Origin of the sequence: Massilia sp. CCM 8734 (genome assembly GCF_011682155.1) — a bacterium.
In the GTDB taxonomy this organism is placed as follows: domain Bacteria; phylum Pseudomonadota; class Gammaproteobacteria; order Burkholderiales; family Burkholderiaceae_D; genus Telluria_A; species Telluria_A rubra.
On record NZ_WHJI01000006.1, the window covers coordinates 129,916 to 142,010 of the forward strand.

9 protein-coding genes are annotated in these 12,095 nt (G+C 63.4%); 7 read left to right on the forward strand and 2 right to left on the reverse strand.

Annotated elements, in window-relative coordinates:
* Positions 1-2: 2 nt before the first annotated feature.
* Entirely contained in the window at positions 3-1,244 is a 1,242-nt protein-coding gene (locus F2P46_RS08105) for a cyanophycinase (RefSeq protein WP_166887309.1), read from the reverse strand.
* Between the two features lie 230 nt (positions 1,245-1,474).
* On the opposite strand from F2P46_RS08105, the gene F2P46_RS08110 reads away from it, so the two are divergent.
* The gene (locus F2P46_RS08110) at positions 1,475-2,551 is read left to right on the forward strand and encodes a succinylglutamate desuccinylase/aspartoacylase family protein (protein WP_229509159.1); all 1,077 of its coding nucleotides are present in this window, start codon (positions 1,475-1,477) and stop codon (positions 2,549-2,551) included.
* Entirely contained in the window at positions 2,548-3,933 is a 1,386-nt protein-coding gene (locus F2P46_RS08115; protein ID WP_166887315.1) for a putative basic amino acid antiporter YfcC, read from the forward strand. Before F2P46_RS08110 ends, F2P46_RS08115 begins: the two co-directional genes overlap by 4 nt.
* A 135-nt stretch (positions 3,934-4,068) precedes the next feature.
* Here F2P46_RS08115 and F2P46_RS08120 read toward each other — a convergent pair whose 3' ends face one another.
* The gene (locus tag F2P46_RS08120; protein ID WP_208296550.1) at positions 4,069-4,506 is read right to left on the reverse strand and encodes a GNAT family N-acetyltransferase; all 438 of its coding nucleotides are present in this window, start codon (positions 4,504-4,506) and stop codon (positions 4,069-4,071) included.
* Between the two features lie 145 nt (positions 4,507-4,651).
* Here F2P46_RS08120 and argH point away from each other — a divergent pair, with 145 nt between their 5' ends.
* The 5 genes from argH to F2P46_RS08145 all read left to right on the forward strand — a co-directional run bounded on the left by argH (position 4,652) and on the right by F2P46_RS08145 (position 12,091).
* On the forward strand, positions 4,652-6,049 hold the full coding sequence (gene argH, locus F2P46_RS08125; RefSeq protein WP_166887318.1) for an argininosuccinate lyase: 1,398 nt from the start codon (positions 4,652-4,654) through the stop codon (positions 6,047-6,049).
* Between the two features lie 110 nt (positions 6,050-6,159).
* Positions 6,160-6,744: a TRAP transporter small permease subunit gene (locus F2P46_RS08130; protein ID WP_166887593.1), complete on the forward strand. Its 585-nt coding sequence runs from the start codon at positions 6,160-6,162 to the stop codon at positions 6,742-6,744.
* A gap of 62 nt (positions 6,745-6,806) precedes the next feature.
* Positions 6,807-8,495, forward strand: a complete 1,689-nt coding sequence (locus F2P46_RS08135; RefSeq protein ID WP_166887321.1) for a TRAP transporter large permease subunit — start codon at positions 6,807-6,809, stop codon at positions 8,493-8,495.
* The gene (locus tag F2P46_RS08140) at positions 8,492-9,733 is read left to right on the forward strand and encodes a Xaa-Pro peptidase family protein (RefSeq protein ID WP_306667676.1); all 1,242 of its coding nucleotides are present in this window, start codon (positions 8,492-8,494) and stop codon (positions 9,731-9,733) included. Before F2P46_RS08135 ends, F2P46_RS08140 begins: the two co-directional genes overlap by 4 nt.
* Positions 9,734-9,961: 228 nt before the next feature.
* A complete protein-coding gene (locus F2P46_RS08145) occupies positions 9,962-12,091 on the forward strand; it encodes a DUF1800 domain-containing protein (RefSeq protein ID WP_229509160.1) in 2,130 nt (709 codons plus the stop codon).
* Positions 12,092-12,095 lie beyond the last annotated feature (4 nt).

The window sequence follows — 12,095 nt, forward strand, 5'->3', positions numbered from 1 at the left end:
GTTTACTTGTACTGGTACAGCGGCTGGCGGATCAGGATCGGCAGCACGTCGAGGCGGATATTGAAAACCGAGTTCATATCCGAAATGGCGGACACGTAGCCGATGCTTTCCTTGGTGCGGCTGAAGCGAAATTCGAAGCCGAGTTCCGGCTGCAGGTCGCGCGGGCTGCCCAGGGTCAGGCCGATGGCGTCGGCCTGGTCGCTGTCGATCAGGCGGTGCATCAGGTCCACCACGGTCGTGTTACCGAGAATATCGGCAAAGAACAGCGGGCCGCGATAATACGGCTTGGCCGGATCGAGCTTGTTGGCCAGCTTTTCGGGCGACGGCGTAAATACCCCATTCTGCAGATTGAAGCGGTCGCCGTTATCGAGGTAACTGAGCCTGGCGTTACTGACGTTGAAGTCGCCCGGCGTGAAGGTGGCGCCGCTCAAGTCGATCAGCAGCGCGCCCTTGTAGCCGAGCACTTCCACATCGCGGTTGCCATGAATGATCATCGAGGTGTTCTCGTCGATCCCCAGTCCCGTCTTGTAGCCCTTGGCCAGCATGGCCGGCAGCATGCGCCCGAAGCGGCCGCGCACCAGCAAGTGCTGATCCACAAACACATCCTTGCCCACAAAACCCAGGCCCGGCGACAGTTCCATGCCATCGGCCACGCCGCGCTTGAGGGTCGAGAGCACCGAACTGGCGTCGTAGAACATGGTCTCGCTCATGATCGCCGCGCCCGCGCTGGTGCCGGCGATGACGCCGCCGTTACGGTACATGGCCCACAGCGCGTCAAGCACGCGGGTGCTGCTGCCGTCTTTTTTACGCAGCGCTTCGGTGATGCGGGCCTGGTTGCCGCCGACGAAATAGGCGCCATCGGCATGCCGCACCGCATCCGCAATGGCCTGGTCGTTGGCGGCGATGCGGTAGTCGGGGCTGTCGAGCTTGACGGCCACGGGAACGAAAAAAGCGTCCGCGCCGTAGGAGTTGAGCACCTCGATATTGTTCTTGCCCGCGACGTCCGGGCTGGCCGAGGCCGAGCCGAAGACGGCGATGCGCGCACCCGGGCCGCCCGCCAGTTCCACGATGCGCTTCCACACCGCCGCGTTCTCGCCGCGCAGCGCGCCGCCGATGATCACCAGCGAACCTTTCGGCCCGCCCGGAGGGATGGCCGGCGCGGCCGCTGTCGCTGCCTGCGCCTGACCCGCCGCCAGCAGGACGAGCAACAGGAACTGTAAGTATCGGCGGGCCAGGTTCAGCATCGGTGGTTCTTCCTTTATTCGGTAGGTCGGGCTGCGCGGGCGAATACAGGCCAGCGCGCAGCCGATGTTAGTTGCAGGCAAGATGATACCCCGCTCAGAAATAATATGTCGTATTCCAGAAAGGCACCCGGCGCGCCGGCGGTTTTTTATGCCACACTTCCGGCTGACTTCATTTCACGGTCCCGATCATGCAAGCAAACACCCACCGCATCTCCCTCGAGGACAGCAGCATGTCCTCGCAACTGACCAGTTTTCATTTCGGTACGCCGGGCGCCGGCAAGAAGGTATATATCCAGGCCGCCCTGCACGCCGATGAAGTGCCGCCCATGCTGGTGGCGCAGTTCCTGCGCAAAGAGCTGGCGGCGCTGGACGCGGCCGGCAAGATCCGCGGCGAGATCATCCTGGTCCCGGCGGCCAATCCGATCGGGCTGGCGCAAGCCATCCACGGCGCGCCGTTCGGCCGTTTCGACCTGTCCACCGGGACCAATTTCAACCGCGCCTACAAGCACGTGGCCGAGGACCTGAAACTCTCGCTGGCCGGCTTGCTCGGTCCGGACCAAGATGCCAACGTGGCCCTGATCCGCGCCCACGCGCGCGACTCGGTCGCCACCTGGGAGCCGAAAACCGACGCCGACACGCTCAAGAAAATCCTGCTCGGGATGGCGATCGACGCCGACATCGTGCTCGACCTGCATTGCGATAACGAGGCGGTGCTGCATATTTACGCAGGCACCCCGCTGGCCGACGCGGTGGCGCCGCTGGCCGCGCTGATGCAGGCGCACAGCGTGCTGCTGGCGCTGGAAGCGGGCGGCGAGCCGTTCGACGAAGCGTGTTCGCGCCTGTGGTGGGACCTGGCGGCGCACTTCGGCCCGGCGTTTCCGATTCCGCCAGCCTGCCTGTCGACTACCGTGGAACTGCGCGGCGAACGCGATGTGAACTACGAGCTGGCCGGGGGCGACGCGCGCGCCCTGCTGCGGTTTTTGGCGCATGCGGGCGTGCTCGATGTGCCGCTGGCCGCATTGCCCGCCGCACTGTGCGCACCGACCCCGCTCGAAGGGGTGGAGCCGATCGCCGCGCCGCATGCCGGCGTGCTGGTGTTCCTCAAGCAGTTGGGCGAGAAGGTCAAGGCCGGCGACGCCATCGCCGACCTGGTCGAGCCAAGCAGCGGGCGCACCACCACCTTGCGCTGCAGTGTCGACGGCGTGTTTTTTGCGCGCACCGCGCACCGCCATCTGCTGCGCGGCATGGCGGTCGGCAAGGTCGCCGGCGCCGTGGCCTACCGCGCCGGAAAGCTGCTCAGCCAATGAAACTGCGCATCCCCAATACCTTCGTCCTGCTGTTCCTGATCCTGGCGATGATCGCGGTGGCCACCTGGCTGGTGCCGGGTGGTCAGTACGGCACCATCATGGTCGACGGCAAGCCGCGCATCGACCCGGCGTCCTTCCAGTACGTGCAGAGTAATCCGCAGGGCTTCGTGGCGCTGATGATGGCGCCGATCAAAGGCTTCGTCGAGGCGGCCCAGATCATCGGCTTCGTGCTGATCGTCGGCGGCGCGTTTGCGGTGCTGCAAAAGACCGAGGCGCTCGACGCCATGATCCGCAGCGTGGCGCGCGCGCATACCCACTCGGCTTTCGTGCGCGTGATGCTCATTCCGGTGTTCGTGACCATCTTCTCGCTGGGGGGCGCCACCTTCGGCATGAGCGAGGAGTCGATTCCGTTCGTGCTCATTTTCGTGCCGCTGGCGCTCGCGCTGGGCTACGACTCGATCATCGGCGTATCGATTCCGTTCCTGAGCGCGCAGGTGGGCTTCGCGGCGGCGTTCTTAAATCCGTTCAACGTCGGCGTGGCGCAGAAAATCGCCGGGATCCAGATGTTCTCGGGAATCGGCTACCGCCTCATCGTCTGGTTCGTGGCCACCGCCCTCACCATCGGGTTCCTGATGTGGTACGCGGCGCGCATCAAAAAGGATCCGACCCGCAGCCCCTCCTACGCGCTCGATATCGAAAAGCGCAAGGAAAGCAGTGCCGCCCTGGCCAACCTGTCCGGCATGACGACCACCCACGCGATCGTGCTGCTGCTGTTCGTCGGCTTCATGACGGCCATGGTGGTCGGCGTGATCCACTTCGGCTGGTACATCAACGAGATCGCCGCACTGTTCATGGTGATGGCGATCGTGGTCGGCGTGATCGGGCGGCTCGACAGCGACGAATTCGTGGCGGCCTTCCTGCACGGGGCGCGCGACCTGGTCGGCACCGCGCTGGTGATTGCGCTCGCGCGCGGCACCATGATCCTGGCGCAGGATGCCAAGATCATCGACACCATGCTGCACGCGCTGGTGCCGCTGGTGCAGTCGGCCAATCCGGTATTCGCGGCGCAGAAGATGTTCATTATCCAGACGGTGATTAACTTCTTCATTCACTCGGGGACCGGGCAGGCCGCGCTGACCATGCCGATCATGGCGCCGCTGGCCGATCTGGTGGGTATTTCGAGGCAGACCGCGGTGCTGGCGTTCCAGCTGGGCGAACTGACCTTGCCGATGATTCCGACGTCGGGCGTGACGGTGGGCGTGCTGGCACTGGCGCGCATTCCGTGGATTACCTGGGCCAAGTGGATGGTGCCGCTGCAACTGGCGTATTTTGTGATGGCGCTGCTGTTGCTGATTCCGCCGGCGTTGACGAATTGGAGTTAAGGCGCATCGTCTCTGTTATGCCCAAAACCGTCGTTCCCGGCCTCGGCGGCCGCCGAGGCCGGGAACGACGGTTTTGAAGGTAACAGTGCTATGGATTCCCGCCAAAGGGGCCGCCGAGGCCGGGAATGACGGGGTTCAGCTCACGTAGATATTCGGGAAATACCGCTCCATCAGCGACTCCGGCCGCTGCGGCGGGGTAAACCCGAACTGCGCATACAAGGCATGCGCGTCCCCCGTCGCCAGCGTCAATCTGCGCAAGCCCTTCAAACTCGGATGCGCCAGCACCGCCTTCATGATCTCTTTGCTGAATCCGCGCCCGCGGTATTCGGGAATCACAAAGACATCCACCAAATTACCAAAAGTCGCAAAATCGGTAACCACTCGCGCAAACGCCACCTGGCGGCCATCCACGTAGCCCCCGAAACACAGGGAATTTTCGATCGCACGCTCGACCACCGGGCGTGAAATGCCGACCGCCCACGTCGACTGCTCGCTCAGAAAGCGATAAATCATCGGAACATCGAGCTGCGAGCGGTCGGTACTGATCTGTAAATTGGACATGGCTGGACGCATCCCGTGAAAAGAAACAATTCTACCTTCGTTCGCCGCGAGCGCAAGGCCCGCGCGCGAATTCGGAACACCCATACAACCCCCAACAGGAATTGCCCGCAGCCCGCTTTCCTTGTTTATAATCAGGTAACGTAAAGGAACTATTCACATGACAGCACAACTTTCAAAGAAGGGCGAAGCCTGGTCGGCGCGCTTTTCGGAACCCGTCTCCGACCTCGTCAAACGCTACACCGCTTCCGTCTTTTTCGATAAACGCCTGGCCCTGTTCGATATCCAAGGCTCGCTCGCGCACGCCGAAATGCTGGCCGCCCAACAGATCATCAGCGCCGAAGACCGCGCCGAAATCGAACGCGGCATGGCCCAGATCAAGGGCGAAATCGAGGCCGGCAGCTTCGAATGGCTGCTCGACCTGGAAGACGTTCACCTGAATATCGAAAAACGCCTGACCGAACTGGTTGGCGACGCCGGCAAGCGCCTGCACACGGGCCGCTCGCGCAACGACCAGGTGGCGACCGACATCCGCCTGTACGTACGCACCGCCATCGACGACATCGTGGTGCTGCTGAACGGCCTGCGCGCCGCCCTCACCGACCTGGCGGAACAGAACGCCGACACCATCATGCCCGGCTTTACCCACATGCAGGTGGCCCAGCCGATCACCTTCGGCCACCACATGCTGGCCTACGTCGAGATGTTCGGGCGCGACGTCGAACGCATGCAGGACGCCCGCAAGCGCGTCAACCGCCTGCCGCTGGGCGCCGCCGCACTGGCCGGCACCACCTTCCCGATCGACCGCGAACGGGTCGCCCGCACGCTCGGCTTCGACGACGTTTGCCACAATTCGCTCGACGCCGTCTCGGACCGCGATTTCGCGATCGAGTTCTGCGCCGCCGGCGCCCTGGTCATGACGCACATCTCGCGCATGTCCGAAGAACTGGTGATCTGGATGAGTCCACGGGTCGGCTTCATCGACATCGCCGACCGCTTCTGCACGGGTTCGTCGATCATGCCGCAAAAGAAAAATCCGGACGTGCCGGAACTGGCGCGCGGTAAAACCGGCCGTGTCTACGGCCACTTGACGAGCCTCCTGACCCTGATGAAAGGCCAGCCGCTGGCCTACAACAAGGACAACCAGGAAGACAAAGAGCCGCTGTTCGACACCGTCGACACCCTGGTCGACACCCTGCGCATTTTTGCCGACATGGCCGGCGGGATCACGGTCAAGCCGGAAAACATGCGCGCCGCCGCCCTGCAGGGCTACGCCACCGCGACCGACCTGGCCGACTACCTGGTCAAAAAAGGCTTGCCGTTCCGCGACGCCCACGAAGCCGTGGCGCGCGCCGTGCGGGCCTGCGACGACCTCAAATGCGACCTGGCCGAGATGTCGCTGGACCAGCTGCGCGCATTCTCAAGCCTGATCGGCGAGGACGTGTTCGCGGTGCTGACCCTGGAAGGCTCGGTGGCGGCGCGCGACCATGTGGGCGGCACCGCGCCGCGCCAGGTGCGCGCCGCGATCGCCCGCGTGCGCGCCCAGCTGGCGGGGTAGCCGCACTGGCAGTGGGCAGTATTTAATCCGACCGGCGCGCAAGACGCCGGCGACTGTGCTTGTTTTTGAACTTATTGTTTAAAACTACCGGAGATAACAGCACCATGCTCATGTCACTTTTTGTCGTGCTGTCGCGCGCGATCGATACTCTCAACGAGAAGATCGCCAGCGTCGTCAGCTGGGCCTTGCTGGCCGCAGTGATCATCTGCGCCGGCAATGCCCTGATCCGCTATATCTTCCATACCAGCTCGAATTCCTGGCTCGAAATCCAGTGGTACCTGTATGGCGCCATGTTCATGCTGGCCTCGGCCTACACGCTCAAGCGCGACGAGCATGTGCGCATCGACGTCATCGTCGGGCGTTTTTCGAAACGCACCCAGGTCTGGATCGACATCCTCGGCTTCCTGCTGTTCCTGCTGCCCGTCTCGCTGCTGATCCTCTGGTACAGCATTCCCTTCGCGCGCATCTCGATCGAGAGCGGCGAAATGTCGAGCAACGCCGGTGGCCTGATCGTGTGGCCCGCCAAACTGCTCATTCCGGTCGCCTTTGCGCTGATTATCCTGCAAGGCCTGTCCGAAATCATGAAGCGCATCGCCTACCTGGCCGGACGCATCGACGCCAGCTCGTTCTCCAAGCAGGTCACCACGCCGCAGGACGAGATCGACGCAATCAAGGCCGCCAATAACATCGGTTAATCCGGTTAAAGCAGCAAGGTTAAAGCTTCAATCCAGCACACAGCCACTTCGGTCAGGGACACATGGAACAATTCATCATCGCCAACCTGGCGCCCATCATGTTTGGGGCGCTGGTCATCTTCTTGCTGTCCGGTTTTCCGGTCGCATTTTCGCTGGCCGCCAACGGCCTGTTTTTCGGCCTGGTCGGCATCGAGCTCGGTTTGCTCAAACCAGAACTGCTGCAGGCCCTGCCCAACCGGATCTTCGGCATCATGGCCAGCGAAAACCTGCTGGCGATCCCCTTCTTTACCTTCATGGGACTGATCCTGGAAAGGTCGGGGATGGCGGAGGACCTGCTCGACACCATCGGCCAGCTATTCGGGCCGATTCGCGGCGGGGTGGCGTATGCCGTCATTTTCGTCGGCGCCCTGCTGGCCGCGACCACCGGCGTGGTGGCCGCATCGGTCATTTCGATGGGCCTCATTTCGCTGCCGGTGATGCTGCGCTACGGGTACGACAAGCGCCTCGCGTCCGGCGTAATCGCCGCTTCCGGCACCCTGGCCCAGATCATCCCGCCCTCGCTGGTGCTGATCGTGATGGCCGACCAGCTGGGCAAATCGGTGGGCGACATGTACAAGGCCGCTTTCATCCCCGGCCTGATGCTCACCGCGATGTATGCCGGCTATGTGCTGGCCGTGTCGATCTTCAAGCCGCACCATGTGCCGGCGCTGCCGCCCGAAGCGCGCAACCTGAGCGAGCCGAACGGCGACAGCGGCGCAACGTCGTTGCTGTTGATGGTGATCGGCACGGTCGCCGTGTCGTATGCCTTCGCCTGGGTCTGGGGCGCCAGCCACCCGCAACTGGGCAAGGATGAACTGGGCGTGTACGCCGCGTCGGCCGGCGTGGCGCTGGCCTTCGCGTTCGCACTGGCGAACCGCAAGTTCAAACTCGGCCTGCTCTCGCGCATGGCCGAAAAAGTGGTATTCGTGCTGGTGCCGCCGCTGGCGCTGATCTTCCTGGTGCTGGGCACGATTTTCGTCGGCATCGCCACCCCGACCGAAGGCGGCGGCATGGGCGCGATGGGCGCCATCCTGCTGGCGATGCTCAACGGGCGCCTGTCGTGGAGTTTGCTCAAGCAAGCCATGAACTCGACCACGCGCCTGTCGTGCTTCGTCATGTTCATCCTGATCGGTTCGACCGTGTTTGCGCTGGTGTTTCGCGGCGTGGACGGCGACCTGTGGGTCGAGCACCTGCTGACCAGCCTTCCGGGCGGGGTGACCGGCTTCCTGGTCGTGGTCAACGTCATGTTCTTCATCCTGGCCTTCTTCCTCGACTTCTTCGAGCTGGCCTTCATCCTGGTGCCGCTGGTCGGTCCGGTGGCCAACAAGCTGGGCATCGACCTGATCTGGTTCGGCGTGCTGCTGGGCGTGAATATGCAGACCTCCTTCATGCATCCGCCGTTCGGTTTCGCGCTGTTCTATTTACGATCGGTAGCGCCGAAAGAGGTCAAGACGTCCGATATCTATTGGGGCGCGATCCCGTTCGTGGTGATCCAGGTGATCATGGTCGCCCTCATCATCATGTTCCCGCACCTGGTCTCGGTCGAGAAAAAGGTCGACATGAACGAATCGATCGAACTGAAGATCGACGCTCCGACCGGCGAAGCCGAACCGCTGCAACTGCCGTCCGGCGACGCCGGCAAGACGGATGAAGACAGCACGCCGGAACTGAATTTTTCAACCGACAGCGACGCAGACGCGAAAAAGAAATGAGCACAATGAACGCATTGAACATCGGCGGTAAAACCATGGACGAGGCGCTGGCCGCCTTGTCCGACATGACCGGCGGCATGGCCCCGATCGGCCAGCAGGAACACGAAGAGCGCATCGCCCGCGCCCAGGCCTTCATGGTGGAACAGGGCATCTGCGCGGTGCTCCTCAACGCCGGCACCAACATGCGCTACTTCACCGGCACCAAGTGGTATGCCAGCGAACGCATGGTCGGCGCCATTTTGCCGGCCGTCGGCGCGCTCGAATACATCGCACCGGTGTTCGAGGAAGGCTCGCTGACCGACTTCATGCTGGTCAAGGGCAAGGTCAATTGCTGGGAGGAGCACGAGAGTCCCTACCAGTTGTTCATCGACGTGCTGGGGCGCATGGGCGTCAAGCCGGATCCGGCGCGTCCGCCGCGCATCGGCATCTGCGAGAGCGCCGCGTTCTTCATCGCCGACGGTATTGCCCCGCTGGCCGCCGGCTACGCGCTGGAAAACGCCAAGAGCGTCACGGCCTTCTGCCGCGCGCGCAAGTCGCCCGCCGAAATCGCGCTGATGCAGCGTGTGAAGGACATGACCCTGGAAGTGCACAAGGCCGCCGCCAGCATCCTGCACGAAGGGATCACCACGGTGGAGGTGAGCGACTTTATCGCGCGTGCGCACCGCAAGGTGGGGGCGCCGGGATCGTACTTTTGCATCGTGCTGTTCGGCGAGGCGACCGCGTATCCGCACGGCGTCAGTTATGCGCAAACCCTGAAAGCGGGCGACGTGGTGCTGATCGATACCGGCTGCCAGGTGCATGGCTACATTTCGGACATCACCCGCACCTATGTGTTCGGCGAGATCAGCGAGCGCCAGCGCTTTGTGTGGAATGCCGAGAAGGCGGCGCAGCTGGCCGCCTTCGGTGCGGCGCAACTGGGCGTGCCGTGCCGCGAGGTCGATGCCGCCGCGCGCGCCTCGCTCGAATCGAACGGCTTCGGTCCCGGCTACAAGCTGCCAGGCCTGCCGCACCGCACCGGCCACGGCATCGGCATGGATATCCACGAGTGGCCCTACCTGGTCGGCAGCGACAGCACACCGCTCGCCGTGGGCATGTGCTTTTCGAACGAACCGATGATCTGCATCCCCGGCGAGTTCGGCGTGCGCCATGAAGACCACTTTTACATGACTGCCACGGGACCGAAGTGGTTCACCGAACCGGCGCACTCGATCGACGATCCGTTCGGCCCCAGCCGCTGAACAGCGTCATGGGCGCCGCCCGGTCCGGCGCCCAATGATTCAATTTGTGCAAGGCGGCTGATGAACCGTCATATTCATATACCAACGCCTTTACACCTAAAAGCCCGAAACAGTGTTGCAAACAAGGTGAAAATCACACGCTTGTTACAAAATAAACAAAACACGACGTTTATTTGTTTCCACTAATCACCTATTATCTGTGGTCGTGGACACACCGGGAACAAATTCATGCAAGAGCAACAACTATTCGACGCAGGTGTCGAGGATGACGCTGGCGTCGATCTCGACGTAATCATGTCAACCATCCAGCTTGATGTTGCTGGCGATGAATCGATTTCGGGTGTCAGGCTGGCCACGACGACCACCGCCCTCCTCTCCGGCGCCGTGCTGGCAGGCTGCGGTGGCGGCGGTGAAAGCTCCGCGATTCCCACGGGGGTATCGGCCCCGCCGGTCATCGTGCCGACACCGGCTGTGCCAACGCCGTTCCCGACGGCGCCGACCCCAGTGCCAGGCACGGCCGGTCCCGCACCGACGCCGACCGTGCCGACACCGGACATGACGGTCCCGGACATGACGATGCCGGACGTGACGACGCCAATGACGCCGATAACGCCGACCCCGGACGTGACGATGCCAATGACGCCGACCCCGGACCTCCCGACTGCGCCGACCCCGACCGCGCCAACGCCGACCCCGACGCCGGCCCCGACGCCGGCCCCGACGCCGGCCCCAACGCCGGCCCCAACGCCAACGCCGACGCCGACGCCAACCCCAACGCCGACGCCGACGCAAACCCCGACCCCGACCCCAACCCCCACGCCGGTCGTCGCAAAAATCACCCCCGCCGAAGCCTCGCGCTTCCTGGCCCAGGCCTCGATGGGAGCCACGCGCGAGCAAATTGCCCAGGTGCAGCAACTCGGCTACGCCGGCTGGATCAACGAGCAGATGGCCATGCCGCGCGGCGAATCGCGCTGGGATTACCTGGTCGGCAAAAAATTCAACACGTCCGACCTCAAGAACACCGAAAACGGCCACGATGCGGCCTTCTGGCGCAAGATGATCAGCTCGCCCGACACCTTGCGCCAGCGCGTCACCCTGGCGCTGTCCGAAATCGTGGTGGCGTCGATCACCGGTTTCAGCGCCAGCTGGAGCAATTTTTCCGGCGTCGCGCACATGGACTTGCTCGAGTCCCACGCCTTCGGCAACTATCGCACCCTGCTCCAGCAAGTTTCGCTGAGCGCGGCGATGGGCGAATACCTGACCTACCGAGGCAACGTCAAGCTCAATACCAGCACCGGCGCCCTGCCCGACGAAAACTATGCGCGCGAAGTCATGCAGTTGTTTACCATCGGCCTGGTCCAGCTGAACAACGACGGCACGCCCAAGCTCAGCAGCGGGCTGCAGCAGGAAACCTATACCCTGGAAGACATCACCGGCCTGGCGCGCGTGTTCACCGGCTGGGGCTACGACCTGGCCGGCGGCGACATGAATTCGCCGGACTACAAGCGCCGTCCAATGACCGTCTCGGCCAACCGCCACGAATCCGGCCCCAAGAGCTTCTTGGGAAGCAGCATTCCCGCCGGCACCGACGGCCTGACCAGCCTGACCCGCGCGCTCGACATCATCTTCGGCCATGCCAATGTGGCCCCATTCATCGGCCGCCAGTTGATCCAGCGCCTGGTTACGAGCAACCCGTCGCCCGCCTACGTGAGCCGGGTCGTCGCCGTGTTCAACAACGATGGCAAAGGGGTCAAGGGCAACCTGGCCAAGGTCGTCTCCGCCATCCTGCTCGACGACGAGGCGCGCAACCCCAAGCACTTGAGCGATCCCAACTTCGGCAAGCTGCGCGAGCCGCTGCTGCGCTTTACCGCGTGGGCGCGCGCGTTCAAGGCCGGTTCGCCATCGGACGCCTGGGCGATCGGCAACACATCCGACCCCGGCACGCGCCTCGGACAGAGCCCCGGCCGCTCCGGCACGGTATTCAATTTCTTCCGTCCCGGCTACGTGCCACCCAACAGCGCCATTGCCAACGCGCGCATGGTGGCGCCAGAATTCCAGATCACCAATGAATCGACCGTGGTCGGCTATGTCAACTACATGCAGGGCGTGGTCAGCCGGGGCGTGGGCGACGTCAAGGCCGACTACAGCGCCTTGCTGCCGCTGGCGGAGGTGTCCGACAACCTGGTCAACGAGCTGAACCTGCTGCTGGCGGCCGGGCAACTGACGCCGGCCACGCTCAACCTGATCAAGGGCGGGATCGATTCGATTCCGAAAACCACCCAGGCGCAGCGCCTGAACCGCATCTACGCCGCCCTGGTGCTGGTGCTTGCCTCACCCGAATTTATCGTTCAGAAATAGGAGC